At 70.1% G+C, this 25,639-nt stretch carries 22 protein-coding genes; 1 reads left to right on the top strand and 21 read right to left on the bottom strand.

Annotated features, from left to right (window positions below):
• Positions 1 to 133: 133 nt before the first annotated feature.
• The 6 genes from ACFU6I_RS32200 to mmuM form a co-directional block, all read right to left on the bottom strand.
• Positions 134 to 1,573 (bottom strand): amino acid permease, encoded by a 1,440-nt coding sequence (locus ACFU6I_RS32200; protein WP_384373029.1) that lies wholly within the window; start codon positions 1,571 to 1,573, stop codon positions 134 to 136.
• A gap of 212 nt (positions 1,574 to 1,785) precedes the next feature.
• Positions 1,786 to 2,790, bottom strand: coding sequence for an ornithine carbamoyltransferase (argF, locus tag ACFU6I_RS32195; protein WP_384373027.1), 1,005 nt, complete (start codon positions 2,788 to 2,790; stop codon positions 1,786 to 1,788).
• A 145-nt stretch (positions 2,791 to 2,935) separates the two neighbouring features.
• Complete coding sequence (locus ACFU6I_RS32190; protein ID WP_384373025.1) at positions 2,936 to 4,168, bottom strand: arginine deiminase; 1,233 nt, start codon at positions 4,166 to 4,168, stop codon at positions 2,936 to 2,938.
• A 110-nt stretch (positions 4,169 to 4,278) separates the two neighbouring features.
• Positions 4,279 to 6,846, bottom strand: a complete 2,568-nt coding sequence (locus tag ACFU6I_RS32185) for a polynucleotide kinase-phosphatase (RefSeq protein WP_384373023.1) — start codon at positions 6,844 to 6,846, stop codon at positions 4,279 to 4,281.
• Positions 6,843 to 8,321 carry a 3' terminal RNA ribose 2'-O-methyltransferase Hen1 gene (locus tag ACFU6I_RS32180; protein WP_384373020.1) on the bottom strand — a complete coding sequence of 493 codons (1,479 nt, stop codon included), beginning with the start codon at positions 8,319 to 8,321 and terminating at the stop codon, positions 6,843 to 6,845. The genes ACFU6I_RS32185 and ACFU6I_RS32180 overlap by 4 nt, the downstream gene beginning before the upstream one ends.
• Before the next feature lie 66 nt (positions 8,322 to 8,387).
• Positions 8,388 to 9,326, bottom strand: a complete 939-nt coding sequence (gene mmuM / locus ACFU6I_RS32175; protein WP_384373018.1) for a homocysteine S-methyltransferase — start codon at positions 9,324 to 9,326, stop codon at positions 8,388 to 8,390.
• Between the two features lie 322 nt (positions 9,327 to 9,648).
• Here mmuM and ACFU6I_RS32170 point away from each other — a divergent pair, with 322 nt between their 5' ends.
• Complete coding sequence (locus tag ACFU6I_RS32170; RefSeq protein WP_384373016.1) at positions 9,649 to 10,572, top strand: LLM class F420-dependent oxidoreductase; 924 nt, start codon at positions 9,649 to 9,651, stop codon at positions 10,570 to 10,572.
• Between the two features lie 187 nt (positions 10,573 to 10,759).
• Here ACFU6I_RS32170 and ACFU6I_RS32165 read toward each other — a convergent pair whose 3' ends face one another.
• The 15 genes from ACFU6I_RS32165 to ACFU6I_RS32095 form a co-directional block, all read right to left on the bottom strand.
• On the bottom strand, positions 10,760 to 11,578 hold the full coding sequence (locus ACFU6I_RS32165) for a hypothetical protein (RefSeq protein ID WP_384373014.1): 819 nt from the start codon (positions 11,576 to 11,578) through the stop codon (positions 10,760 to 10,762).
• A 406-nt stretch (positions 11,579 to 11,984) separates the two neighbouring features.
• Complete coding sequence (locus tag ACFU6I_RS32160) at positions 11,985 to 12,509, bottom strand: DUF6099 family protein (protein WP_384373012.1); 525 nt, start codon at positions 12,507 to 12,509, stop codon at positions 11,985 to 11,987.
• 124 nt (positions 12,510 to 12,633) lie between these two features.
• On the bottom strand, positions 12,634 to 12,993 hold the full coding sequence (locus tag ACFU6I_RS32155; protein ID WP_384373010.1) for a nucleotide pyrophosphohydrolase: 360 nt from the start codon (positions 12,991 to 12,993) through the stop codon (positions 12,634 to 12,636).
• Positions 12,990 to 14,234, bottom strand: coding sequence for an AAA family ATPase (locus ACFU6I_RS32150; protein WP_384373008.1), 1,245 nt, complete (start codon positions 14,232 to 14,234; stop codon positions 12,990 to 12,992). The genes ACFU6I_RS32155 and ACFU6I_RS32150 overlap by 4 nt, the downstream gene beginning before the upstream one ends.
• Before the next feature lie 55 nt (positions 14,235 to 14,289).
• Positions 14,290 to 14,688, bottom strand: a complete 399-nt coding sequence (locus ACFU6I_RS32145; protein WP_266980409.1) for a cell division protein SepF — start codon at positions 14,686 to 14,688, stop codon at positions 14,290 to 14,292.
• Positions 14,689 to 14,792: 104 nt separating this feature from the next.
• The gene (locus tag ACFU6I_RS32140) at positions 14,793 to 16,070 is read right to left on the bottom strand and encodes a cytochrome P450 (RefSeq protein WP_384373006.1); all 1,278 of its coding nucleotides are present in this window, start codon (positions 16,068 to 16,070) and stop codon (positions 14,793 to 14,795) included.
• Positions 16,067 to 16,681: an ATP/GTP-binding protein gene (locus ACFU6I_RS32135; RefSeq protein ID WP_384037188.1), complete on the bottom strand. Its 615-nt coding sequence runs from the start codon at positions 16,679 to 16,681 to the stop codon at positions 16,067 to 16,069. Before ACFU6I_RS32135 ends, ACFU6I_RS32140 begins: the two co-directional genes overlap by 4 nt.
• Positions 16,659 to 17,012, bottom strand: a complete 354-nt coding sequence (locus ACFU6I_RS32130; RefSeq protein WP_384373004.1) for a DUF742 domain-containing protein — start codon at positions 17,010 to 17,012, stop codon at positions 16,659 to 16,661. Before ACFU6I_RS32130 ends, ACFU6I_RS32135 begins: the two co-directional genes overlap by 23 nt.
• Positions 17,009 to 17,437 (bottom strand): roadblock/LC7 domain-containing protein, encoded by a 429-nt coding sequence (locus tag ACFU6I_RS32125; protein WP_384373003.1) that lies wholly within the window; start codon positions 17,435 to 17,437, stop codon positions 17,009 to 17,011. The genes ACFU6I_RS32130 and ACFU6I_RS32125 overlap by 4 nt, the downstream gene beginning before the upstream one ends.
• Complete coding sequence (locus tag ACFU6I_RS32120) at positions 17,434 to 18,834, bottom strand: ATP-binding protein (protein WP_384373001.1); 1,401 nt, start codon at positions 18,832 to 18,834, stop codon at positions 17,434 to 17,436. The genes ACFU6I_RS32125 and ACFU6I_RS32120 overlap by 4 nt, the downstream gene beginning before the upstream one ends.
• A gap of 62 nt (positions 18,835 to 18,896) precedes the next feature.
• Positions 18,897 to 19,895: an MBL fold metallo-hydrolase gene (locus ACFU6I_RS32115; protein WP_384372999.1), complete on the bottom strand. Its 999-nt coding sequence runs from the start codon at positions 19,893 to 19,895 to the stop codon at positions 18,897 to 18,899.
• A gap of 547 nt (positions 19,896 to 20,442) precedes the next feature.
• A complete protein-coding gene (locus ACFU6I_RS32110) occupies positions 20,443 to 21,615 on the bottom strand; it encodes a Gfo/Idh/MocA family protein (RefSeq protein WP_266980423.1) in 1,173 nt (390 codons plus the stop codon).
• 39 nt (positions 21,616 to 21,654) lie between these two features.
• Positions 21,655 to 23,292, bottom strand: a complete 1,638-nt coding sequence (locus tag ACFU6I_RS32105) for a hypothetical protein (RefSeq protein WP_384372997.1) — start codon at positions 23,290 to 23,292, stop codon at positions 21,655 to 21,657.
• A gap of 52 nt (positions 23,293 to 23,344) precedes the next feature.
• Positions 23,345 to 24,304, bottom strand: coding sequence for a carbohydrate ABC transporter permease (locus ACFU6I_RS32100; RefSeq protein ID WP_384372995.1), 960 nt, complete (start codon positions 24,302 to 24,304; stop codon positions 23,345 to 23,347).
• A complete protein-coding gene (locus tag ACFU6I_RS32095) occupies positions 24,301 to 25,311 on the bottom strand; it encodes an ABC transporter permease (protein ID WP_384037165.1) in 1,011 nt (336 codons plus the stop codon). Before ACFU6I_RS32095 ends, ACFU6I_RS32100 begins: the two co-directional genes overlap by 4 nt.
• Positions 25,312 to 25,639: the final 328 nt, after the last annotated feature.

The raw sequence follows: 25,639 nt of genomic DNA, 5'->3' as shown, positions 1-25,639 counted from the left end.
CGGAGGGTCGTCCTCGTACTGGACGTACTCGGACGACCCCGACAACGCAGCGAGCGTGCGTGCCGGGCGTCGCGGGGCAGGCGGGACTTCCGACACACGCCCTAAAAGAGCTGTCCCCTCCCGGCGGGCGCTCTCAGGCCCGGTCCGCACCGGCCAGCCGCGACCGGCGTCGCCCGTAGCAGGCGTACACCGCCGCGCCGACCAGCAGGAAGACCGCGAACTGCACCCAGGTCGCCCAGCCCGTCCCGTACATCAGATAGAGACAGAAGCCGACGCCCAGGATCGGGCTGGCCGGATAGAGCGGCACCCGGAAGGAACGCTTCAGCCCGGGATGGCTGCGGCGCAGCGCGATCACCGCGATATTGACCGCCACCATGATGGCGAGCGTGCCGATGGTGGTCAGGTTCACCACCGCGTTGAGGGATGCGAAGGCCGCCGGAACGGCAAAGACGACGGCGACGATCCAGGTGTTGGCGACGGGCGTCGCGGTCCGCGGCGAGACGCGTTCGAAGACCCGCGGGACCAGGCCGTCGCGGGACATCGACATCAGGATGCGGGTCTGCCCGTACATCACCGCGAGCACGACGGACGCGATGGCGACGACCGCACCGAAGGCGACGATGCCGCCGCCGACAGTCGAATCGGTGACCTGGTCGACGATCGCCGAGAGCGCGGCCGGCTTGTTGGAGACGGCGTCCGCGCCAAGTGCCCCGATGGCGGTCAGAGCAACCGCGCAGTAGAGCAGGGTGGCGACGCCGATGCAGATCATGATCGCGATCGGGATGTTCCGGCGGGGGTTCCTGACCTCTTCCCCGGCGGTGGTGATGGCGTCGAAGCCGATGTACGAGAAGAACGCCAGCGAGGCGCCGGAGGTGATGCCGGCCACACCGTGGTTGGCGAACGGCGAGAGGTGGCCTGCCTCGAACGCGGTGAATGCGATGGCGCAGAAGGCGATCAGGATGCCGATCTTGAGGACGACCATCGCGGCCGTGGCGCCCGCACTCTCCCGGACGCCGCGCACCAGCAGGGTGGCGGCCATCATGATCACCACGACGGCGGGGAGGTTGATCACGCCGCCGTCGGCGGGCCCCGCGGACAGGGCGGCGGGCAGGTGCCAGCCGACGATGCTGTTCAGCAGCTCGTTGACGTACTGGCTCCAGCCGACCGCGACCGCGGAGACCGAGACGCCGTACTCCAGCAGCAGGCACCAGCCGACGAGGAACGCGACGCGTTCGCCGAGGGTGGCGTAGGCGAAGGAGTAGGAGCTGCCGGAGACCGGGATCGCGCCGCCCAGCTCCGCGAAGGAGAACGCGGTGAAGATGCAGGTGATCGCGGCGAGGACGAACGAGACGACAACGGCGGGGCCGGCCTCGGCAACACTGTCGGAGAGGCCGACGAAGATGCCGGTTCCCACGATGGCGCCGATGCCGAAGCACACGAGCTGGAACAGCCCCATGGTGCGCTTGAGGCCGTGCCCCTCCAGGTCGGCGCCGGATTCGGCGACCAGCTGGGTGGGGCTCTTGATGCGCAGTCCCGGCCGGGGCGACAGGTTCTGCGGGCGGAGCGGACTCACGGGGAGGATCTCTTCTCTGGTGGAGCATGTGGGGGGCGTGCGCGCGGAGCTGGTGGGGGGCTCCGGTCGGCTCCGTGAGGGGAACGCGTCAGACACGACGGTGGGGTTCGAGCCCGCGAGCTCGAACCCCACCAAGTGGAACCATTGTAACCAATTGCCTGCATGTTCACCCAATTGGGCGCATGTTCATGCAGAACCTGGACGGCGACCCGTCAGGCGGCGGCCAGGGTCGCCACCAGGACGGCCTTGATCGTGTGCATCCGGTTCTCGGCCTCGTCGAAGACGATCGAGTGCGCGGACTCGAAGACCTCGTCGGTGACTTCCAGCTCGGTCAGCCCGTGGGCGGCATGGATCTCGCGGGCGACCTTGGTGCCGAGGTCGTGGTAGGCCGGGAGGCAGTGCAGGAACTTCACATCGGCGTTCCCGGTGGCGTCCAGGACGTCCATGGTGACGGCGTACGGCGCGAGCGCCGTGATGCGCTCGGCCCAGACCTCCTTGGGCTCGCCCATGGAGACCCATACGTCGGTGGCGACGAAGTCGGCGCCGCGGACGCCCTCGGCGACATCCTCGGTGAGGGTGACGGTCGCACCGCTGGCCTCGGCGAGCTTGCGGGCCTGCGCGACGATCTCCTCGGCCGGCCAGTACGACTTCGGGGCGACGATCCGGACGTCCATGCCCAGCAGCGCACCGGTGACCAGGTACGAGTTGCCCATGTTGAAGCGGGCGTCGCCGAGGTAGGCGAAGACGATCCGCTCCAGCGGCTTGTCGCTGTGCTCGGTCATCGTGAGGACATCGGCGAGCATCTGGGTCGGGTGCCAGTCGTCGGTGAGCCCGTTGAAGACGGGGACCCCGCCGTACGCCGCGAGCTCCTCGACGGCCGCCTGACTGTCACCGCGGTACTCGATGCCGTCGAACATCCGGCCGAGTACGCGGGCGGTGTCCTTCACCGACTCCTTGTGGCCCATCTGCGAGCCCGAGGGGTCGAGGTACGTGGTCGAGGCACCCTGGTCGGCGGCGGCGACCTCGAACGCGCAGCGCGTGCGGGTCGAGGTCTTCTCGAAGATCAGCGCGATGTTCTTGCCGCGAAGCCGCTGCACCTCCGTACCCGACTTCTTGGCTGCTTTGAGCTCGGCGGCCAGGTCGATCAGGCCGCGGAGCTCCTCGGCCGTGAAGTCCAACTCCTTCAGGAAGTGGCGGCCTGCGAGGTCTATGGCCATGATGACTGCTCCTGGGTCGGGCGAGGGTCGCGCGTACAGTTCTCTGGAAGTCTATACGAGAGAGCGCATTGCTATACAGACCCGCGCGGCCGTGCCGCCTTCCGTACTCCCGCGCGGTCCCGTGTTCCCCCGTTCGGTCGCGGCACTAGACCGCATCGCGGACCACCGGGCAGCTCATGCAGCGCGGACCGCCCCTGCCCCGGCCGAGTTCGCTGCCGCGGATCTCTATGACCTCGATTCCTTGCTTGCGCAGATACGTGTTGGTGGTGGCGTTGCGCTCGTACGCGACGACGACACCCGGCTCGACGGCCAGCACATTGCAGCCGTCGTCCCACTGCTCGCGCTCGGCCGCGTGCACGTCCTGGGTGGCCGTGAGGACCCGGATCGAGTCCAGCCCCAGCGCCGCCGCGATGGCCCGGTGCATGTGCTCGGGCGGATGGTCGGTGACCTTGAGCTCCCGCGGTCCGCTGCCGGGCTCGATGGTGTAGGAGCGGAGCATGCCCAGCCCCGCGTACTGGGTGAACGTATCGCCGTCGACCATCGTCATCACCGTGTCGAGGTGCATGAACGCCCGCCTCTTGGGCATGTCGAGCGCCACGATCGTGCGGGCGGAACCTGCGTCGAACAGTCCGCGGGCCAGCATCTCCACCGCCTGCGGGGTGGTGCGCTCGCTCATCCCGATCAGGACGGCGCCCTTCCCGATGACCAGGACGTCGCCGCCCTCGATGGTGGACGGATAGTCGTCCTGCCCCTCGGACCAGTGGTGGAAGGCTCCCGCCTCGGAGCCGGTGAAGAGGGGGTGATGGCGGTAGATCGCCTCGAAGTGGACGGTCTCGCGCTGCCTGGCCGGCCAGCGCATCGCGTTGATGGACACCCCGTCGTATATCCAGGCGGAGGTGTCCCGGGTGAAGAGGTGGTTGGGCAGCGGACCGAGCAGGAAGTCGTCCAGGTCCATGACATGGAAGCGGACGGATGTCGGCTCACTGTGCCGTTCCAGGAACTCCCGCTTCGTCATCCCGCCGACCAGCGCCTCGGCCAGCTCGGCGGTGGACAGCTCCTCGAAGGCGGCCCGCAGGTGTTCGGTGGCGAGCGGGCCGTACTCCTTCTCGTCGAAGACCCGGTCGAGGACGAGCCGCTTGGCCACCGGGATGTCCAGGGACTCACGCAGCAGATCGCCGAAGAGGTGCACCTCCACCCCGCGGTCGCGCAGGACGTCCGCGAAGCCGTCGTGCTCCTGCCGGGCGCGACGCACCCACAGCACGTCGTCGAAGAGGAGCGCGTCCTTGTTGCTGGGGGTGAGCCGCTTCAGTTCCAGATCGGGGCGGTGCAGGATGACGCGGCGCAGCCGCCCGGCCTCGGAGTCGACATGGAATCCCATGCCTCCATCCTCACCGCGCGGAGCGCCGTTCACCCGGCGAATCGCCACCGAGTTCGCCACCGAATGCGATGCCGGGTCGGGCATCGCATCCCGGCGCGTTCCGGCTGCGGTCAGAGCCTCGGGTCGACGGGCTCCGACTCCAGGGCGAGCACCGCGAACACCGCCTCGTGGACCCGCCACAGCGGCTCGCCCTCGGCCAGCCGGTCCAGGGCCTCGAGGCCGAGCGCGTACTCACGGAGCGCCAGCGACCGCTTGTGGCCGAGGAACCTGGAGCGCAGCCGCTCCAGATTTTCCGGACGCGTGTACTCGGGGCCGTAGATGATCCGGAGGTACTCCCGGCCGCGCACCTTGATGCCCGGCTGGACCAGCCTTCCCTTCTCGTCCCGCACGAGTGCGGCAAGGGGTTTGACGACCATGCCTTCGCCGCCGCGGCCGGTCATCTCCAGCCACCAGTCGATGCCGGCGCGGACCGATGCCTCGTCGCCGGTGTCGACGACGAGCCGCCGGGTGACCTGGAGCAGCCCCGTGGGGTCGTGCTCCACCAGCCGGTCGAGCCAGGCCAGCTGCTCGTCGTGCGGTACGGCGGCCAGCGAGCGGCCCTGCACGGCGAGGATCTGGAACGGGGCGATCCGCACCCCGTCCAGGCCCTCGGTGGACCAGCAGTAGCGACGGTAGGCGTCGGTGAACGCCGCCGCGTCGGCCGTCCGGTCCTGCTGACGCGCAGCCAGGTCGGCGACGTCGACACCGCGGGCCGCCGCTGCCGCGAGTGCCGCGTCGACCTCGGGGAGTACGGCACCGGACGCGGCGCCGACCGCCGCGTACTGGGAGCGCAGCAGCCCGCCCGCCTTGAGGGACCAGGGCATCAGCTCGGCGTCGAGCAGCACCCAGTCGGTGTCCCACTCCTCCCAGAGTCCTGCGGCGGCGACGGCCGTGCGCAGCCTGCCGAGGATCACCTCGGTCAGGGCGGCGTCGTCGAGGAACGGCCGACCGGTGCGGGTGTGCAGCGCCCCGGTCGGGCCCTCGACCCCGAACCGCTCGCGGGCCGCGTCCGCGTCACGGCAGACCAGGGCCACCGCCCGCGAGCCCATGTGCTTCTCCTCGCACACGACCTGGGCGACCCCGTCGGCCCGGTACTGCGCGAAGGCCTCGGCGGGGTGCTCCAGGAAGCCCTCCTCGTGGGAGGTCGCGGTGGGCGCCATCGTCGGCGGGAGGTAGCCGAGCAGCCGCGGGTCGACGGCGAACCGGCTCATCACTTCGAGCGCCGCCGCGGCGTTCTCCTCGCGCACCGAGATGCGGCCCATGTGCCGGGTCTCCACGATCCGCCGGCCCTGCACATCGGCCAGGTCGAGCGGACGCCCCTCGCGGCCCCCGGGCGCCTCGGTGACCAGTGGCTTCGTGGGCTCGTACCAGACCTTCTCGGCCGGTACGTCGACGAGTTCGCGCTCCGGCCAGCGCAGCGCGGTCATCTTCCCGCCGAAGACCGCGCCCGTGTCCAGGCAGAGCGTGTTGTTGACCCAGGAGGTGCTGGGCACGGGGGTGTGGCCGTAGACCACGGCGGCGCGGCCGCGGTAGTCCTCCGCCCACGGGTAGCGCACCGGCAGGCCGAACTCGTCGGTCTCGCCGGTGGTGTCCCCGTACAGCGCGTGCGAGCGGACCCGTCCGGAAGTGCGCCCGTGGTACTTCTCGGGCAGCCCGGCGTGGCAGACGACCAGCTTCCCTTCGTCCAGCACGTAGTGGCTGACGAGCCCGTCGATGAACTCCCGTACCTGCTCGCGGAAGGCCGGATCCCTGGCGTCCTCGCGGTCCAGCTGCTCGATGGTCTCGGCGAGCCCATGGGTGTGCTGGACCTTGCGGCCCTTGAGGTAGCGGCCGAGTTTGTTCTCGTGGTTCCCCGGCACGCACAGGGCGTTGCCCGCCGCCACCATGGACATGACGCGGCGCAGCACGCCGGGGCTGTCGGGGCCGCGGTCGACGAGGTCGCCGACGAAGACCGCCGTGCGCCCTTCGGGGTGTGCGCCGTCGACGTAACCGAGCTTGCCGAGCAGGGTCTCCAGCTCGGAGCTGCAACCATGGATGTCACCGATGATGTCGAACGGCCCGGTGAGATGACGCAGGTCGTTGTAGCGGCGCTCCAGCACCACGTCGGCGTGGTCGACCTCTTCCTCGGTGCGCAGGATGTGCACCTTGCGGAACCCCTCGCGCTCCAGGCCGCGCAGCGAGCGGCGCAGCTCGCGTCGGTGGCGCTGGACGACGTGGCGGGGCATGCCGGCACGGTCGGGGCGGGTGGCGTTGCGCGCCTGGCAGACCTCTTCGGGCAGGTCGAGGACGATCGCGATGGGCAGCACGTCGTGGGTCCGGGCCAGCTGCACCAGCTGCCTGCGGCTCTCGGCCTGGACGTTGGTGGCGTCGACGACGGTCAGCCGTCCCGCGGCGAGCCGCTTGCCCGCGATGTAGTGCAGGACGTCGAAGGCGTCACCGCTCGCGCTCTGGTCGTTCTCGTCGTCTGCGACGAGGCCGCGGCAGAAGTCCGAGGAGATGATCTCGGTGGGCTTGAAGTGCTTGCGCGCGAACGTGGACTTGCCGGAACCGCTGGCCCCGATGAGCACGACGAGGGAGAGGTCGGTCACCGGCAGCGTGCGGTGCGCGTCGGTGGTCTTCTCGGTGTCGTTGTCGGTCATGCTGCCTTCGCCTCCTTCTTCTTCGTGTCGTCCTCGGCGGTCCTCGTGAACACGGCCATCTGTGTGGGCGGCCCCACCTCGGGGTCGTCGGGTCCCACCGGCACGAAGCCGACCCCGTATCCGTGCCGCTGCGCGACGTCCCGCGCCCAGTCCCGGAACTCGGCCCTGGTCCATTCGAAGCGGTGGTCGCCGTGGCGCACGTGCCCGGCGGGGAGGCTCTCCCAGCGGACGTTGTACTCCACGTTCGGCGTCGTCACGAGCACCGTCTGCGGGCGGGCCGAGCCGAACACCGCGTACTCCAGCGCGGGCAGCCTCGGCAGGTCGAGGTGCTCGACGACCTCGCTGAGCACGGCCGCGTCATACCCGCCGAGCCGCTTGTCGGTGTACGTGAGCGAGCCCTGCCGCAGCGTGACGCGGCCGGCCTGCCGCTCGCCCATCCGGTCCAGCTTCAGCCGGCGCGAGGCGATGGTCAGGGCGCGCATCGAGACATCGACGCCGACGATCTCCGTGAAGCGCACGTCCTTCAGCAGCGCCTGCACCAACTGTCCCTGTCCGCAGCCGAGATCCAGCACCCGGCTCGCCCCGGCGGCCCGCAGCGCCTCCAGGATCGCTTCACGCCGCTGCTCGGCGAGCGGCACCGGTTTCTCCTCGGTGTCCGTCGTCTCGTCCACGGCGTTGTCGACGCTCTCCACCGCCAGGTCGTCCAGCTCGGCGAGCCGTACCAGTTCGAGCCGTTCCATCGCCTGCCGGGTCAGCCCCCAGCGCCGGGAGAGATAGCGGCTTGTGATCAGCTTGTGCTCCAGGTGGTCGGCCAGCCAGCCGTCACCGGCCCGCAGCAGCTTGTCCACCTCGTCGGGCGCGACCCAGTAGTGCTTGGCGTCGTCGAGCACCGGCAGCAGGACGTACAGCTGCCGCAGCGCGTCCGCGAGCCGCAACTCGCCCTCCAGCACCAGTCGTACGTACCGCGAGTCGCCCCACTCCGGGAACTGCTCGTCCAGCGGTACGGCCACCGCGTCCACGCTCGTCCAGCCGAGCGGACCGAAGAGCTTCGTCACGAGCTCCGCGCCGCCGCGCGCCGGGAGCGCGGGCACCTCGATCCTGAGCGGCAGGGGCGCCGTCGCGCGCTCGGGCAGGGCCCGGCACACGCCGTTCAGAGCGGACTTGAACACGGTGCTCATCGCGACGGAGAGCAGTGAGGACGCCGCGTACGGCCGGTCGTTGACGTACTGCGCGAGCGCCGCGTCGGGAGCTCCGCCGCGGCCCTTGCCCCTGCCCCGGCGCACGAGCGCCACGGGATCCACCTGCAGCAGCAGGGCGGCCGTGCAGCGCTCGGCGGATGCCTCGGGATAGAAGACATGCGCGGTGCCGTGGGAGGTGGAGAACGTCTGCGCCTTCTCGGGATGCTTGTGCAGCAGGAAGCCGAGGTCGGTCGCGGGGCGCTCGGGGGTGCCGGTCGTACTGATGGTCAGGAACACACGTCCGAGTATGGTCTGGATCACTGCCCCCGACCAGGCATTTTCGTGGTACCTACGGGACATCCCTCAGGGTGTCCGGGGTTCTTCTCCCCCCGCCTTCGGCCCGGCCTCCAGCAGCCCGGCCAGCTCCGCGATCGGTCCGGGACCGACCCGGCAGCAGCCGCCGACCAGCCGCGCACCGGCCTCCTGCCAGCCCCGTACCCGGCGAGGGTCGAACGTGGCACCACCGGTCCATCCCCGGCCCTCGGCGTCCCACTGCTCCCCGCTGTTCGGGTAGACGACGACCGGTTTCCCGGTCGTCTCGGCCGCCGTCACCACCGCCCGGTCCGCGTCCGCAGGATCGCAGCAGTTCACCCCCACGGCCACCACCCGGTCGTGCCCGGCAGCGAGCCCGAACGCCGTCTCCAGCGGCTGCCCCGCCCGGGTCCGGTCGCCCGCCACGCTGTACGAGAGCCAGACCGACAGCCCGCAGTCGTCGACCACCCGCAGCAGCGCCTCGGCCTCATCGGTGTCCGGCACCGTCTCCAGCGCCAGCACATCGGGGCCGGCGGCGGCCAGCGCCTCGATCCGGGGCCGGTGGAAGCGCTCCAGCTCGCGCACCGAGAGCCCGTACCGCCCGCGGTACTCGCTGCCGTCCGCGAGCATCGCCCCGTACGGGCCGACGGAGCCGGCGACCCAGACCTCCCGGTCCGCCGCCGCACCGGCCCGCCGGGCCAGCTCCACGCTGGAGGCGAAGAGCTCCGTCGCCCGGTCCCGGCCGATCCCCCGCCGCGCGAACCCTTCGTACGTCGCCTGGTAACCGGAGGTGATGAGCACCTGCGCACCCGCCCGCACATACGCCCGGTGCGCGGCCTCGATCTGCCACGGCTCGTCGACCAGCAGCCGGGCCGACCACAGTTCGTCGGACAGGTCGCAGCCCTGCGCCTCCAGTTGGTTGGAGAGACCGCCGTCGAGGAGGACGATTCCTTCGGCGAGCGCGGCGGCCAGCGGGCGGGCGGGTCGCACAGCTGCTCACTTCCCTCCGGTCGACCACCCGCACAGGTGCGTACGTGGGTCGCGGCGATACGGTCCTCGTCGGCCGGGGACCGCACGAGGCCCGGATCCCACGACAGCCGGACGCGATCGCCACCAGGGCCTTCTGCATGTCGGTGACGAGGAGCGCGCAGGTGTGTGTACGACCCACGGTAGCGGTCCTCCTCCGGGCAGCGAGGTGATCGCGGCGAAACGGCCCGAGTACGCCGGCGTACCGTGCCCTCCGCACACCGTGATGCGCGTGCGACAGCGGTTCGAGGCGAGTCCGTGAGTACACCACGGGCATGATGGACGCATGGATCTTCGTGTCTTCACAGAACCGCAGCAAGGGGCGACCTACGAGACGCTGCTCCGCGTCGCCAAGGCAGCCGAGGACCTCGACTACGGGGCCTTCTTCCGCTCGGATCACTATCTGCACATGGGAGCCGTGGACGGCCTCCCAGGACCTACTGACGCCTGGATCACGCTTGCCGGTCTCGCGCGCGAGACGACGCGGATCCGCCTCGGGACCCTCATGACCGCCGGCACCTTCCGCCTCCCCGGTGTCCTCGCGATCCAGGTTGCGCAGGTCGACCAGATGTCCGGCGGACGGGTGGAGCTGGGTCTCGGCTCCGGCTGGTACGCGGAAGAGCACGCGGCCTACGGCATCCCGTTTCCCAAGGAGAAGTTCGGACGCCTGGAGGAGCAGCTCGCGGTCGTCACCGGGCTGTGGAACACCCCCATCGGCGAGCGATTCGACTTCACCGGGACGTACTACCAGCTTTCGGACTCCCCCGCGCTGCCCAAGCCGGCCCAGGCCAGGGTGCCAGTCCTGATCGGCGGCCACGGAGCCAGGAGGACACCCGCTCTTGCCGCTCAGTACGCCGACGAGTTCAACATTCCGTTTGCGTCCCTCGTCGACACGGAGCAGCAGTTCAAGCGCGTGCGTGCGGCGGCTGAAGCCTACGGGCGCAGGCCGGACGACCTCGTCTACTCCAACGCCCTCGTCGCCTGTGTCGGCAAGACCGACGCGGAGGTGAAGCGCCGGGCGGAAGCCATCGGCCGCGACGTCGACGAGCTGAAGGCCAACGGTCTTGCCGGGTCTCCCGCAGAGGTCGTCGAGCGCATCTCGGCGTTCCGGGCCGTCGGCTCACAGCGGATGTACCTGCAGATGCTGGACCTTGACGACCTGGACCACTTGGAATTGATCGCGTCCGACGTGATGCCGCAACTCTCGTAGCGAACCGGGTCGGGAAGTCGTGGGGGCCCGTTGACCGACGCGGCCGGCCGATGCGGTCGTTGCCTCACCCCGCAGACGAGTGCGCCGGTCGGCCTGTGACGGGTGATGTTCGGCCGCAGGGGCAGTCCGCTGTTCACGCTGCCCCCGCCCCGGAATCCGGCGGCCCGTCAGCGGCCGCCCCGACGCGTCAACTCACCCCCGGGGGAAGTGCGATGCTGCCGCCGAACACTCCACGGTTCTCCTCGCTCACGTCCTGGGTGTACGTGATGTTCTGCCCGCCGTTCGGAATCAGGAAGGCGAACCGGGATGCGTGGGCCTCCACCTTCCCCGTCCTGGCATCCAGGGTCAGCGTCTCGGTCAGCCGGGACAGGGTGACCTGAGACTTGTCCACCGCCACGCCGGCCCCTCGGAGCTGATCGAGGACGGGCTCCACCTCCCGTACGGCGGACTTCACATAGGCACGGTCCTGCACCTCGGGCACCTTGCGCGGCGAGGCCACCCGCACCTGGAGCCGCACCTTGCCGTGGCTGTCCGCCTCGGTGAGGGTGACGCCCCCCTGCTTCAGGTAGGTCCGGAACGTCTGGACGGCGGCGACGGGATCCTCGACCTTGTTCGCGATCACCGGATCAGTGAGGGCCCCGTGCTTCCAGGTGCCTGGGTCGCCCTCCTTCACGTACCCCGTGCCGCCGACGACGAAGACCTCTTCGGGCTTGCGCTGCCCTTTGCTGCTGATGATGACCCCGTGCGACTGGAGCGCCTCGGGATCACTGGTGCGCCGCACGGTGGCCGTATAGGACGCATTGCTGGGCTGCTGCCCTTGCAGGGTGAGTCCTTCCTTCCCGCGCACGGCGAAGGTCCATCCGTGCTGCGCCGCCATGGCCTTCTCGGCGAGGTCGAGAAAGTCGCCGGGGGTCTCGGGCGAGGCGGGCGCCTTCTCCGATGCAGCCGCGGATGCGGATGCCGCTGCCGGCTTCGCCGCGGCCGGCTGCACATCCTCCCCGCCCACGGCGGAGCAGCCAACGACCGCAAAACAAAGGGGTGCAACCACCCCGACAAGCCCGACCCGCCTCTTCATCTACGTGCCCCTCCTCCGACCCCCCGCCTGACGTGGGGTAACGAGGCGCGGACTATATAGCAAGGCGCGCCACTCGGTCGCGGCAGCGGACAATCCGCCCATTCGGATGGGCAGCCACGAGGGCCACGGGCGGTAATGGCGTCAGACGCGCACACCGTGCCGGGGCCCCCGCCGCCGCATGCCAGAGCACCATCGACGACCGGAGCCGTCCGGCTCACCGGTGGGCGCAGCATGTGCCGCGCCCACCCGTGGTGTTGTGGCGTTCGAAGGGCGGCACGCCCCGTCATGAGGGAACGCGGAGCAGGTCCAGCTCCAGCCTCATTCTCGCGCCGTCACGTCACGCCTGGCCCGCCGCCGAGCCCGCCGGTCCGCGCACCGCACCGTACGCACCCTCCCGCTCCCGCTGCCGGTCCTGCTCCCGGTCCTGCTCGGCGAGGAGCCGGAGCATGCTGTGCACGCGGTCCAGCGCCTCGTCGGCCGCGTCGATCGCCTCGATGCACTGCCAGTAGAGGCTCTCCTCGCCGGTGTCACAGGCCACCGCGACGAGAGCCATCCCCATCTCCCCCAGCAGCACGCCGAGGCCGGTCAGGGCCGCCCGGGGATCGGCAACCTCGGCAAGCTGCGCGGCCCGCGCCGTGCCGGTCCGCACCACCGGATGGTCCGGCGCCCCGCCGCCGCTTCCCCCGATCTCGCCGAGTCCCCGCGCCTCGCCCCGCAGCGCCTTCGGCCCGTGGGCCGCCAGGTGCTCGCCGATCGCCTGGGCCAGCGCCTGGACCTGCCAGGCCTCCGCCATGACGGACGGCGCGCCCCGGCTCTGCGCCAGAGCCCGCCGACTTACCTCTATGAGCCGCTCCGCTTCCATACGTCGCCCCCGTCCGAACGAAAACCCGCTCACCTCATCCATTACCCACAGTGAATGGAGCGGTACCGAAACGCCAGGGGATTTCGGAAATCTGTGGACACAAAATCGACTGTGAATAAGTCGATCACTCCGAAGAGTGACGATCTCGAGGCTCTGGAGGCTTCGGAACCGGGAAGCGGGCTTCGTTCCTGTCGATCTTCTCCGCCAGAGCCGCCAGCGCATCGATGCCCAGCACCTCGCAGAACTGCAGCAGATACGCGAGCACATCCGCGACTTCGTCCGCCACCCGATGCGCCGTCTCGGGCACCTCCATCACCTTCGCGGACTGCTCCGGCGTCAGCCACTGGAAGATCTCGACCAGTTCGGACGCCTCGACGCTGAGCGCCGCCGCCAGGTTCTTCGGGGTGTGGTACTGCTCCCAGTCACGGGCGGCCGCGAACGCGGCGAGCCGTCGCTGCAGTGTCTGTACATCGAGTCCGTTCACGGTCCCAGGTCTACCACCGTCGCACCTGCGGTCCCACGGGCCCGTGCGGCGGCCGCCTCGGCGGCCGTCCCCACCAGCCTGAGGTGCCCGGTCGAGCCGACCGACGCGGCCAGGGCCAGCAGTTCCGCCACCTGCCGTCCGTCCAGGTCCCGGTCCAGCCCGTCGACCAGGACGGTGAGCGTCTGCATGGCCGACGGCACCTCCGCCGCGGCGTCCATGGCCAGCACCCCGGGGCCGGTGAGCAGGACCAGGGCGAGCGCCAGATACCTCAACTCGCCGTCGCCGAGTCGCCCGACCGGGGTGAGGTGACCGCCGTCGCGCTCCACCACGGCGCGCAGCAACCCGTCCGGGAGCCGCTCGACGCCCAGCCCCCTCACCGTCCCCGCGCATCCGGCAGCGGCCGCCGCCACCAGCCGGGCATGCCGCTGTCCGCACTGGGTGTGTGTGCGTTCCAGTACCGCCGCGAGGTTGTCGCAGTCCCGGCGCAACCGGCCCTCCCCACCGGGCACCGGTGCCCGCATCCGCTGCGGCTGCGGTTCGCAGACGAAGACGGAGCGCAGGGCCACGACCATCTGTTCGGCGGCGGCGAGGACCCGTAACTGTCCCTCGGTCGTGCCCGCGACCCGCAGCGGCAGCAGCGCCGTGCCGAGCAGGTCGTCCGGCAGCGGGGCCCGGGTCACCGGGACGGTGCCGGCCGTGTGCCAGGCCGCCTGGACCGTCGAGCCCCTGGGGTCGCGCAGCGCGGTGGTCAGCAGCGTCTCACCGCCGCCGGTCAGCCGTTCACCGACGATCCGGAGGGCGGGCTCGACCTGCACGGCGAGGTCGAGCCGGACCGGTCCTGCCGGGCCGGTCGCCGTGCAGCCGATCCGGAAGCCGCGACGCCCCTGGGTGTCGGGACCGGCCCTTTCGGGTACGTACGCATCCGGGTCCGGGAACACCTCGTCGAGCGGGTCGCCCGCGCCCAGCCGGGCCAACGCCTCGTACGCCCGCAGCGCGCTGGACTTCCCACTGCCACCGGCCCCGGCGAACAGCGTGAGCGGGCCCACCGGAAGGACGGTGCCACGGTGCGAGGCGAAGGCGGAGAGCCGCAGTTCGGTGACGACGGGGCCGGCGGAGCGGACCGCACCGTTTCGGGGAGGTCCGGTTCGGGGAGGTCCGGTTCGGACAGCCTCGTTTCGGGCTTCTCGGGCAGCCGTTGCCTCTGGGGTCGCCCACGGGTTTTCCGGGCAGCGTGCAGTCATGAGCGGACCGTACGCACGCCGTCGACCGGCGAACCGTTCCGCCCGCGCGACCTTCCTACGATCGGGGGACGCCCGCGGCCGCGACCCCTTCGACCTCCATGCCGGCCGGCGACAGAAGAAACACGTTCCGGTCGACACGGTGCATTCCGCTGCCGAGCCCGAAGACCACACCGCTGGTGAAGTCCAGGATCCGCTTGGCCACATCGGTCTCGGCACTGGTCAGATCGAGCAGGACCGGGATCTGTGCGACCAGATACTCGGCCACCTCGCGCGCGTCCGCGAAGACCTGCACCCGCAGCACGACCATGCGCCGCTGTTCGACGGTCTCGTGGTCGTCGGGGACCGCGCGGTGGTCGACCCGTGACGGCCATTCGTTGCGGCTGCGCAGCGGTACGACCTGGGCCAGTCCCTCCCACTGCTCGTCCGTGACGTCATACCTGTCGTACCTGCTCACCGGACCACCCCGTCTGTGCTTCGGTCGGCGTTGCGCCGGCTGCGCTCGCTGTTCATCGGGCAATTCTCTCGCCCCTCACCCGTTCGGCGTACCACCGACACGGTTCATCGGCTGATCGACACCTCCGACGGGGCCGGGAGCGCCGTGTCGCCGGTCACGTCGAGCGGGGTGAAACGGACCGGGAGATGCACCAGTGCGCGGTGGAACGGACCTGGCCGCCACATCAGTTCACTCGCCGGAACAGCCAACTCCGCATCGCACAGCTGGCTGGTCAGCTGCTCGATCGCGGTCATCGCGATGAGCAGTGCCGGCTGCTTCGCGGGGCACCTGTGCGGCCCCGCCGACCAGGACAGATGGGCGCTGCCTCCGGAGCGCTCGCCGGGGTCCGAAGGGGCGGGCGGGGACTGGGTGTTGGCCCCGGCGAAGGAGACCAGGAGCAGTTGCCCCGCGCGCAGCCGGACGCCGTGGAACTCGGTGTCGTGGCGGGGGTAGTGGGCGGCGAAATTGGCCAGCGGCGGGTCCTGCCACAGGACTTCGTTGATCGCCTCGTGGGCCGTCATCGCTCCGCCGTGCAGCGAGCCGGCGTAGCGCTCGTCGGTGAGCATGTGCAGCAACGCGTTGCCGATCAGGTTGGTCGTCGGGTCGTGGCCCGCGCTCATGACCAGAGTGATCTGACGCACAGTCTCGTCGTTGTCGAGGCCGGCCGGGTGGCCGAGGAAGTAGGAGGTGAGGTCGCGGCGGGGGCGGGCACGCCGTTCGGCGACCAGGTCGGTGACGACGGTGACGAGGTCGGCGTACGCGGCGGCGGAGTCCTCGGCGGAGTTGAACATGCCGCCGATGCCGTCGACGATCCGTTCGCTGTCCTCGGGCGGGACGCCGAACCAGGTGGTGAAGACGTGCAGCGGAAGCCGTCGGGCGTACTGGGCGACGAGGTCGCCGCTGCCGGTGGCCGCGAACTCCCGGATGAGCTGCCGGGCGACGCGGGCGACCTCGGCCCGCAGGATGTGCGGTTCGATCAGGGCCAGGCTGTCGTTGATCGTGTCGCGGTAGCGGGCGTGCACGTCGCCGTCGCTGAAGAGTGCGGTGGGCCGGTGGCCGAGCATGGGCAGGACCGGCGAGTCGGCGGGGACGGTGGCCTGCCAGGCGCGGGGGTCCTTGGTGAAGGTGTGGGTGTCGCGGAGCAGGTCGACGGCCGCCTGGTAGTCGGTGACCAGAAGGGCGTCGATGCCCGGGGCGATCCGGACGGGGGCGAGCGGGCCGTGCGCGCGCAGCCGGCGGTAGTGGCTGTGCGGGTCGGCGGCGAAGTCCGGGCCGTACAGCGCGAGCGGCTGCGGCGGCTGTACGGAGCGGGCCGGGCGCGCGGAGTGGGCGGGGGACGTCATGACGGGTCCTGAGGCTGGGGCAGGCGGGTCAGCACGTGCTCGGCGAGGGCGATCAGGGCGTCGATGCTGCCACGGCGTTCGCGGGCGTCGCACTGGAGCAGTGGGGTGTCGGGGTGGAGGTCGAGATGCTTGCGCAGGACCTCGTCGGTATGGACGGGGGCGTCGGGGAAGCGGTTGACGGCGACGGCGTACGGCAGTCCCTGCTCCTCGACCATGTCCATGACGGCGAAGGAGTCGCCGAGCCTGCGGGTGTCGACGAGGACGAGGGCGCCGAGCGCGCCGCGCGCGATGTCCTCCCAGAGCGGGAGGAAGCGTTCCTGTCCAGGCGTGCCGAACATGTAGAGCACCAGGTCGTCCTGGACGGTCAGCCGGCCGAAATCGACGGCGACCGTGGTGGTCGTCTTGTCCGGCAGCCCGGCGGTGTCGTCCAGCCGGGTACTGGACTGGGTCATCGCCTCTTCGGTGTGGAGCGTGGGTATCTCCGACAGCGTACGGATCAGGGTTGTCTTGCCCACGCCGAAGGGACCCGTGACGACGAGCTTCATCAGGGTCTGGGCGGCAGGCGGCAGATAGCCGATGCCGGTCCGGTCAGTGGAGGGAGCGGAGTCCAACGAGCAGCCTCTCGACGAGCGACCGGTCGGTCCCCCCGGCACTGGGGATCGGCGGTCGGGTGTGCAGGTGTCCGGAGGCCGCGAGGTCCGTGGCCAGGAAGACGGTGGCGCTGACCGGGAGGTCCAGGTGGGCCGCGCACTCGACGACGGTGAGCGCGCCCGGTTCCAGCAGCTCGCACAGCCTGCGCTGTTCCGAGCCGGTGTCCGGCGGCAGGGCCGTGTCGGTGCGTACGAGCACGGTGAGCCGGTCGAGTGCGGGTCCGGTGGGCCTGGTCCGGCCACCGGTGACCAGATAGGCGGGGATCAAACGGCGTCCTGGGCCGGGGCTCATGGCCGGGCGGCGGTGTCCGGTTGGCGGGCGGGTGCGTTCATCGCCCGGGTCAGCGCGTTGACCTGCACCTGCATCTGGTACGCGATGTCGCCGAGCCTGGCCCCGGGTTCGGCGAACAGGGCGAGCGTGGTGTTCTTCCCTGCCGGTACGACGATGGCGAAGCCCTGGTCGGACTCCACCACCGTCTGGGCCAGCCGCGGCGCCTCGACATCGGTGAACGCGGTGGTGAAGGCGCGGGCCGCGGCGTGCAGGGTGGCGGTCATGGCGGCGACCCGCTCGCCGGACGCCCGGTCCAGGCCGGGCGAGGCTCCTTCGACGAGCCCGTCGCCGGTGGCGACCACGGCGTGCTGCACTCCGGGCAGTTCCAGCAGTGGGGTCAGCACCCATGCGAGGTCACCGGCGGTGGGGGTAGGGGTGCCGCTCACGTCTCGTCGTCTCCTTCGTCGTTCCTGGCGTTCCTGGCGTTCCTGGCGTTCCGGGCGTTCGGGTCTTCGTCGTGCTCCGATGCCGAGGGAGCGGCCGGGGCGGGGGCGCTTCGGCCGCTGAGGGTGCCCTGCTGGAGCGCCGCCCAGGACGCCTCGGCCTGTTCGGGGGTACGGGGCGCAGGCGGGCCGGTCGGGGGCACCGGGGCTGCGGGCGTGGACCGTACCGCTGCCGGGCGGGGTGATCGGCGGCGCCGGCTGGGCAGCTCGGTGCGTACCTCGGCGGTGGGCTCCGGCTCGGCCGCGGCGGGGGCCGTGGGCTCGACGGTGGCCGGCGCCGCGGTGTGCGCGTGCACCGGTTTCGGAGCGAGGGCGGAGAGGTTGGGGGCGTCCTGCAGCACCGTCAGGAGGTGGGCGGGCACTCTCAGAATCGTCCGCATCCCGCCGAAGGGCGACGCCTCGATGTGGCAGCTGAAGCCGTACTGCACGACCAGTCGGCCGACGACGGCGAAGCCGGCCTGCGGCGGATCGCCCAGCTCGGTCAGGAGGACTTCGGACGGGCCCGCCAGCAGGGCTCGGGCTCGTTCCAGCGCGTCGTCGTCCATGCCGATGCCCGCGTCGTCGATCACCAGGAAGGCGCCGCGGCCGCCACTCTGCTGGACCGTCACCTGGACGTCGGTGTCGGGGTGCGAGTAGGCGGTGGCGTTCGCCAGCAGCTCCGCGAGGGCGATCGCGAGCGGTTCGGCGGCGCGGGCGACGACGGCGAGCCACTCGTCGCGCAGATGGTTGGCGACCTTGATCCGTTCGTAGCCCGCGACCCGGGACTGCGCGCCGAGCACGATCTCGACGAGCGGCGAGTTCTGCCGGGCCAGCCCCGGCCAGGCGTCGCAGAGCACCGCGGTGGCCTGGGTGCGGCGCAGCGCCAGTTCGTTGCGGAAGTCCAGCTGCAGGATCCGCGGGTCGTCGTACTCGTGCTGGAGTTCGTGCAACAGCTGCTGGGACTGGTTGAGCAGCGACTGGATCTTGGCGGAGGTGCCGCGCATCGCCGCGCGTGCGGCCGCGTCGACGCGCTGCCGCTCCTCGACGACCGCCGCGCGTGCGGCCTGCACCGCCTCGGTCAGGAGAGTCGCGGATCCGCCGTCGACGTCGGCCGCCTCCCGCAGTCCGGGGACCGGCGCGCTGGGGTGGGAGAGGGCGAGCGCGGCGGCGGGTATCCGCTTCCGGGCGAGCTGCCGGATCTCGTCGGTGAGGGCGGCGGTACGGGCATCGGCCGCCTTCGCCTGGCGTTCGGCCAGCTCGGTGCGGGCCCACGCCACATGGGCGTCCCGGGCCGCGTTCTGGGAGCGGACCACGGCCACCACGGCGGTGACGACGGCTGCCAGCGCCACGATCCATGCCATGCCGTCACCGTATTTCTGTGGTCGGGTCGGCCTCCCCGCCCGGGCGGCGGGAGATCCGGGTGTCACCCCTCGTGGTCTGCCGTCCCACGGGACTGCTCCACTTCTTGAGCGACGACGGCGACATCGGTCATCACCTGGAGCACGCCGGGCAGTTCCGAGCCGTCGAGCTGCCGGTACTCGCTGCCGATCGTCACCACAAGGCGTTCGGCCAGGCCGAGTTCGGGGTGGCGCCCCTCGGCGATCACCCGGCGGGCCGCCTCCAGTGCGGGCACCCCGGCCGCGTGGAGGGCGTGGGCGCGCTCCCGTACGTGTTCGAGGTAGCCGATGTGCGCGCGCACGCCGGCCGGGTCGAGGACCGGACCGTGGCCCGGGACGATGGTCTCGGCGCCGGTGGCCAGCACCTGTTCGCAGGCGGCGATCACGTGGGAGAGGGGGCCCGCCCAGTGCACCGGGTGGTCGCCCGGCTGCTCCGGCGTGGAGGCGAAGATGACGTCGCCGCTGAACACGGTCTGCTGCGCGGGCAGGTGCACGATCAGGTCGCCCGTGGTGTGGGCGGGGGGCAGGGCCGTCACCTGGACGGGGTACTCCGCCAGGGTCAGTTCGAGTTCGCCGGTGAAGTACGTGGTCGGCTGCACGGGTTCGGTCCGTGACCAGTCGAACGGGCCGAAGTGGCGCTTGAGGTACTCACCGAGCGCGGTGGCCGGATCGCTTCCCTGGACGAGGGCGTGCTGCTGCTTCGGGGTGGGTTCGTAGTGAATGTGTTCCCGTGCCTCGCGGGTCGCGATGATCTCCGCCTCCGGGAGTACGCCCGCGCCCCAGAAATGGTCCCCGTTGGCATGGGTGACGATCACCCGGTCGATGGCGGCGCCGTCGGGCAGCCGCTTCGTCGACTCCGCCAGGAACTGGCCGGCGAGCACGGGGTCGTACGGGGTGTCGATCCAGATCGCGCCACGCGATGACGTCAGAAGGCCGCAGTTCGCGAGGCCCCAGCCCCGTTTCGGCGGGAGCCATGCGTACAGGTCCCGGCCCAGCTCGACGAAGTCTCCGCCCGTGATCGACATGGACGCGATTATGCCGACCGCGATCCGGCAACGCGTTCGAACTCGGCCACCGAGGGTTCCGTTTGGCGCAAAACCGCCGCTTGCTCGCACCGGTTGCGGTGCGGCGGTGACGGTACGAGACCGGGCATCCTCACCCCTGTACGACATCTTCCGGACGTTCGGCTTCATTTCCCCCGACGGCATCACGTCTCGCGACCGTGGCCGATCGGACGGCCGCCAAACAGGAAGAGGCCGATTACCCACCGAGCATGGCTGAAAACAGAGGCAGGAAGACCTCCGGCGACGATGCCTCACAGCGCTGCCACCGGAGGTGCCCACGGCTTCCGGCCGGGTGTTCCTGGTGCCGTGACCGGCCATGTCTGCCGGTCACGGCACCAGGGCGTGTGTCGGAAGTCCCGCCGTCCGCCCGAAGGGCGGACCCGAAGGCGTCCGGTGCGTGCGATCGCGAGGCGGAGGGCCGCCCTCGTACCGGACCCGGGCGAGCCCGACGACGCGGCGAGCGTGCGTGCCGGGCGTCGCGGGACAGGCGGGATTTCCGACACACGCCCTAGCGGACCTGACCGCGTTCGAAGTACGCGATCAGCTCGGGGTCGAGGGCCGGCACGTCGTACGGTGCACCGCCCTCACGCAGCGAGCGGGTCGCGAGGACCCCGGCGGCGACGCTCATCCGGGCGGCGACCGGAGAGGTGTCCGTGACACCGCCCTCACGGACGAACCGGCAGAACTCCTCCATGATCCGGGTGTCACCGCCGCCGTGTGAACCATTGGCCTCCGGCACCCGGTAGGTGATGTCGGCCTCGGCGCGGTATCCGCTGGGTCCGGTGTTCCAGACCTTGACCTCGTCACCGGGGCTGTCGCCGAAGTTCTCCAGCCGGCCCTCGGTGCCGATGACGGTGTAGTTCCGCCAGTAGTCCGGGGTGAAGTGGCACTGCTGGTAGGCGGCCACGACGCCGTTGTCGAGCTGCATGTTCATCACCGAGACGTCCTCGACGTCCACGATGTGGTGCAGGTCCTTGCGGGCCGTCGGCGGCCAGTCGAACTCCCGCAGCCAGTTGTCCGGGCGCGGGGTGTCCGCCTCGCGGCGCGGCAGGTCGCCGTAGACGAGGAGGTCGCCGAGGGCGTTGACACGGCGGGTGTAGCCGCCGGCCAGCCAGTGCAGGACGTCGATGTCGTGTGCGGCCTTCTGGAGCAGCAGTCCGGTGGTGCGGGTCCGGTCGGCGTGCCAGTCCTTGAAGTAGTAGTCACCGCCGTAGCCGACGAAGTGCCGCACCCACACGGCCTTCGGTTCGCCGATGTCACCGCGGGCGATGATGTCGCGCATCAGCCGCACGACGCCCATGTGGCGCATGTTGTGACCGACGTACAGCCGGGTCCCCGTCTCGTACGCGGCGCGCAGGACGTTGTCGCAGCTCTCCACGGTGATGCCGAGCGGCTTCTCGACGAAGACCGCCTTGCCGGCCCGCAGGGCATCGATGGCGATGACCTCGTGGGTGTCGTCCGGGGTGGCGATGATGATCGCGTCGAGGTCGTCCCGGTCGAGGAGCAGTTTGTAGTCCTCGACCGCAACATCGGTGCCGAAGCGCTCGGCCTCGCGCTGCCGCACCTCGGGGTCGAGGTCGCAGACGGCGGTGATCGCCGAACCCTGTCCGGGGTGGTGGGCGGACATCGCGATGGAGCGGCGGAGGCCGAGCCCGATGACGCCGAGTCGCAGGTCTGACACGGGGGTCCCTTCTGTCTGTACGGGTGGTGCGGGCGGAGACTACTTACCGGCGATCGAGGCCTCGAACTCGGCCCGGATCTCGTCGCCGCCGCCCGAGCGCCACTTCTTCACCTGGTCCTGGAAGGCGGAGATCGGCTTGCGGCCCGCGACGACGTCGAGGACGGTGTCGCTCACCGCGGTGCCGATGGAGGCGCCCTTCTTCGTCGAGGCGTCCGAGAAGTGACCGCTGGTGGGGTTCGCCTTGCCCATCTTGAGGAGTTCTTCCTGCCAGCCGTGGATCTTCGAGGCCACCTCGGACTTGCCGGGCAGGTAGACGTACTCCGGGGTGTTGGCGAGGAAGGCCAGCGGCATGGCGGTGGTCACGGCCTCGGCGTTGCCCTTGGCGGTGAGCTTGATGTCGCCGCTGGAGGTACGGGTGTAGTGCGTGCCCTCGATGCCGTTGTCGAGGAAGAGCCGCTCCTCGGTGCCGAACGGGGCGGCGAGGTAGTCGAGCACGCGCAGCAGCATCTCGACGCGCTTGGCGTCGGCCTTCTTGGAGATGGCGGTGTAACCGACCGAGCCGTAGCCGAGGGTGTACGACGGGGTGGCACCGGCCTTGCCGGCGAACGGCACGATGACGCCGAACGGGAAGTCGTACGTCTTGACGTCGGTCAGGAAGCTCGGGAAGGACTGCACATAGGCGCCGAGCGAACCCTGCGCCACCTTCTCCATGGTGGTGCTGAGGTTCGGGTCCGGCCAGAACAGACCGGCCTTGCGGACCTTGACCGCGAAGGCCACAGCCTCCAGGTACTCCTCGGTCTCGTACAGGTGGGTGAGCTTGCCGCCCTCCAGCCGCCAGCTGGCGGGCGCGCCGAACCACTGGGCGAACTGGCCGACGTGGTTCACGTACGCCGGCTCCAGGACGTACTTGTTGCGCTTGGCGTCGAGGAGTTCCTTGCCCTTGGCGAGGAAGTCCTCGGCGCTGGTGAACTCGGCGCCGCCGACCGGCTTCCAGAAGTCCTCGTTGACGACGTAGACCTGGCCCATGGAACCGTACGCGACGGCCACACCGCGGATCTTGCCGTTGATGACGGCGGTCTTCCAGGCGGAGGTGGGCAGGTTGGCCAGGTTCGGGTACTTCTTGACCGCGTCGCCGGACAGGTGCGGCGTGAGGTCGTGGAACTTGGCGTCCAGCAGCTCGGGGACGTGCTGGAGGCCCTGGTTCGGCGGGAACCACACCAGGTCGGGGATGTCCCCGCTGGCGACGATCGCGTTGAACTTGCCGGGGTAGCCGGCGCCCTCCTCGACCACGATGGTCATGTCGAACTGCGAGCCGAGGCGCTTGTTCAGTTCCTGCCAGTAGGCGTTCTTGCCCTGGGCCGGGGCGGGCGTCGTGAAGGTCTCGGTCAGCGCCGTGATGCGGCTGCCGTCACCGGGAGCCTTGGCCACCGACTTGGTGAGCTTCTTCGGGTATCGCAGGTACGTGGCGTCCAGACCCGAGGCGTTGCCCGCGAGGTCCGCGGGGGCGGTCTGCGCAGGGACGTACGTCGGGAGCTTCAGCTGGGCGGAGGCCTTGGCGCCGCCCTTGCTGACGGTGGCACCACTGCCGCACGCGGTCAGGGACGACAGGCCCGCGACGGTCAGGCCGGCTATCCCCGCCGCGCCCATGAAGCCGCGCCGGGACAGGTGTGTGGACATGGGTGCTCCTTGAAGTGTGTGAAGTGCGTGGGGCGATGTCCGCGAGGACGGATCAGCCCTTGATCGCCCCGGTGAGGACGCCCTTGACGAAGAACTTCTGCAGGAAGGGATAGACGCAGAAGATGGGCACGATGGCGATGATCAGCACGGCCATCTGCAGCGAGGTAGCGGGCGGAATCGCGTGGACTCCCATGGCCTGTGCGTTGATGCTCTGGCCGTTGAGGACGTACGAGCGCAGGATCACCTGGATGGGGAACTTGCCCGAGTCGTTGAGGTAGAGCACCGCGTTGAAGAAGCTGTTCCAGTAACCGACCGCGTAGAAGAGACCGACCACGGCGAGAACCGCCTTGGAGAGCGGAAGGACGATCCGGAACAGGACCGTGACCTCACCCGCACCGTCGATCCGTGCGGCGTCGTACAGCTCCTCGGGAATGCTCTGGAAGAAGGAGCGGACGACGACGATGTTGAACGCGTTGAGGAGTACGGGAAGGATCAACGAGGCATAGGTGTCGAGCAGCTTGAACTGCTGGACCGCCAGGTAGGTGGGGATGATGCCGGGGGCGAAGAGGAACGTGCCCAGCACCATCAGCAGGATCGGCTTCCCGAGGACCGTGCCGGGCCGCGAGGTTCCGTACGCGATCATCACCGTGCACGCCAGGCTCAGAGCCGTGCCGATCAGCGTGATGAAGATGGAGACCACGGCGGCCTGGGTGACGACCCCGCCCGAGAGGATGACCCGGTAGGCCTCCAGCGTCGGGTGCTTCGGCAGCAGGACGTAGCCGCCGTTGGCGTTGAGGTCCTCGCGGCTCGCGAGGCTGGTGCCGACGGCGAGGACGAACGGGTAGAGCACGATCACGGTCAGGACGATCAGGGCCAGGGCCTTCGCACCCTGCCCGTACCAGTGCGGTCGCTCCATCCACGGCGGGCGGCCGGACGCCGTGCGGCTGCGGATGGTGCCCCGGGGGCCGAATCGCGCCGTGCGCAGTCGGGACGCAAGGGTCTGCTGACTCATCGGTACACTCCCTGCTCACCGAAGCGGTGCGCCAGCTTGTTGGCGGCGAGGATGAGGGCGAATCCGATGACGCCCTTCATCAGGCCGGCGGCCGTACTCATCCCCCAGTCACCGTCGATGACCCCGTGGTAGTAGACATAGGTGTCCATGACCTCGGCGGCGTCCTTCCCGACGGCGTCGCGCTGCAGGATGATCTGCTCGAATCCCACCGAGAGAATGTCGCCGAGCCGCAGGATCAGCAGCATGAGGATCACCGGCCGGATACCCGGCAGGGTGATGTGCCAGATCCTCCGGAGCCAGCCCGCGCCGTCCATGGCGGCGGACTCGTACTGGCCCATGTCGATCGAGGCGATCGACGCCAGGAAGATGATCGTCCCCCAGCCGCAGTCCTTCCAGATGGCCTGGGCGGTGATCAGCAGCTTGAAGGTACCGGGGTCCGTCATCACATTGCCGATGTTGACCCCGTGCTCCATCAGGAGCGTGGTGACCGAGCCCGCACCGCCGAGCACCTGCTTGAACATCGCGACGACCACCACCCACGACAGGAAGTGCGGGAGGTAGACGATCGTCTGGATGAAGCGCTTGATCTTCTCGCTGATCAGCGAGTTGAGCAGGAGCGCCAGCGCGATCGGGGCCGGGAAGTAGAGGAGCAGCTGAATCGCGGTGATCTGCAGCGTGTTGGAGACCGCGCTCCAGAACTCCGGCTCGGAAAGCAGCGCCGTGAAGTTGGCCAGACCGACGAACGGACTCTGCTTGAAGCCCAGGAACGGCTGGTAGTCCTGGAAGGCGATGACGTTGCCCGCGAGCGGCAGATAGAAGAAGAGCACGAAGTACAGGACGCCCGGCAGGCAGAACAGCAGAAGCGCCTTGTCCCGCTTCAGTCGGTACCGCAGTGGCTGCCGTATTCGGCCTTTGGCTCGCTTCTTCCCGGCGGGTGAGTCCGCGTCATCGGGGTCACGGGGCTGCGGCACCGGCGACCGCACGGATGAGACCGGCGCATCTGCCATCGTCACAGGCACCTCCAGGGCTGATGGAGCAAGGGGGGAGTGTCCCGCGATCACGGCTGCGGCACGCACCGGTGACGGTGCGGCCGCTGCTTCCTCGCGGCGACAGCCACATAGTTCACGACAGTGCGCCTCGATGGCAAGAGTTGTTCATTTCGCACAGGTAACGAACATCTATAGACATTGAAAAGCTGGAGAAGGTCCGATTGAACCGCGTCAGGGCGCAGATCCGGGCGCGGAAGGGATGCGAAACGGGTACGTAAGCACCTCTGCGAGATCACCGAACCCCTTGCCAGCGGCTTCATCGTGGGTCCAGGATGCGACCTCGTGC

Source organism: Streptomyces sp. NPDC057486 (assembly GCF_042802415.1).
GTDB lineage: Bacteria > Actinomycetota > Actinomycetes > Streptomycetales > Streptomycetaceae > Streptomyces > Streptomyces yanii.
This window is presented reverse-complemented; position numbering and strand designations above follow the sequence as displayed.

Bases quoted from the DNA above. Each gene is read 5' to 3' on its own strand.
- argF (WP_384373027.1), bottom strand. From the start codon at position 2,790: ATGGCCATAGACCTCGCAGGCCGCCACTTCCTGAAGGAGTTGGACTTC.
- ACFU6I_RS32190 (WP_384373025.1), bottom strand. From the start codon at position 4,168: ATGGGATTCCATGTCGACTCCGAGGCCGGGCGGCTGCGCCGCGTCATC.
- ACFU6I_RS32185 (WP_384373023.1), bottom strand. From the start codon at position 6,846: ATGACCGACAACGACACCGAGAAGACCACCGACGCGCACCGCACGCTG.
- ACFU6I_RS32170 (WP_384373016.1), top strand. From the start codon at position 9,649: ATGGATCTTCGTGTCTTCACAGAACCGCAGCAAGGGGCGACCTACGAG.
- ACFU6I_RS32160 (WP_384373012.1), bottom strand. From the start codon at position 12,509: ATGGAAGCGGAGCGGCTCATAGAGGTAAGTCGGCGGGCTCTGGCGCAG.
- ACFU6I_RS32150 (WP_384373008.1), bottom strand. From the start codon at position 14,234: ATGACTGCACGCTGCCCGGAAAACCCGTGGGCGACCCCAGAGGCAACG.
- ACFU6I_RS32140 (WP_384373006.1), bottom strand. From the start codon at position 16,070: ATGACGTCCCCCGCCCACTCCGCGCGCCCGGCCCGCTCCGTACAGCCG.
- ACFU6I_RS32130 (WP_384373004.1), bottom strand. From the start codon at position 17,012: ATGAGCCCCGGCCCAGGACGCCGTTTGATCCCCGCCTATCTGGTCACC.
- ACFU6I_RS32120 (WP_384373001.1), bottom strand. From the start codon at position 18,834: ATGGCATGGATCGTGGCGCTGGCAGCCGTCGTCACCGCCGTGGTGGCC.
- ACFU6I_RS32115 (WP_384372999.1), bottom strand. From the start codon at position 19,895: ATGTCGATCACGGGCGGAGACTTCGTCGAGCTGGGCCGGGACCTGTAC.
- ACFU6I_RS32105 (WP_384372997.1), bottom strand. From the start codon at position 23,292: ATGTCCACACACCTGTCCCGGCGCGGCTTCATGGGCGCGGCGGGGATA.
- ACFU6I_RS32100 (WP_384372995.1), bottom strand. From the start codon at position 24,304: ATGAGTCAGCAGACCCTTGCGTCCCGACTGCGCACGGCGCGATTCGGC.
- ACFU6I_RS32095 (WP_384037165.1), bottom strand. From the start codon at position 25,311: ATGGCAGATGCGCCGGTCTCATCCGTGCGGTCGCCGGTGCCGCAGCCC.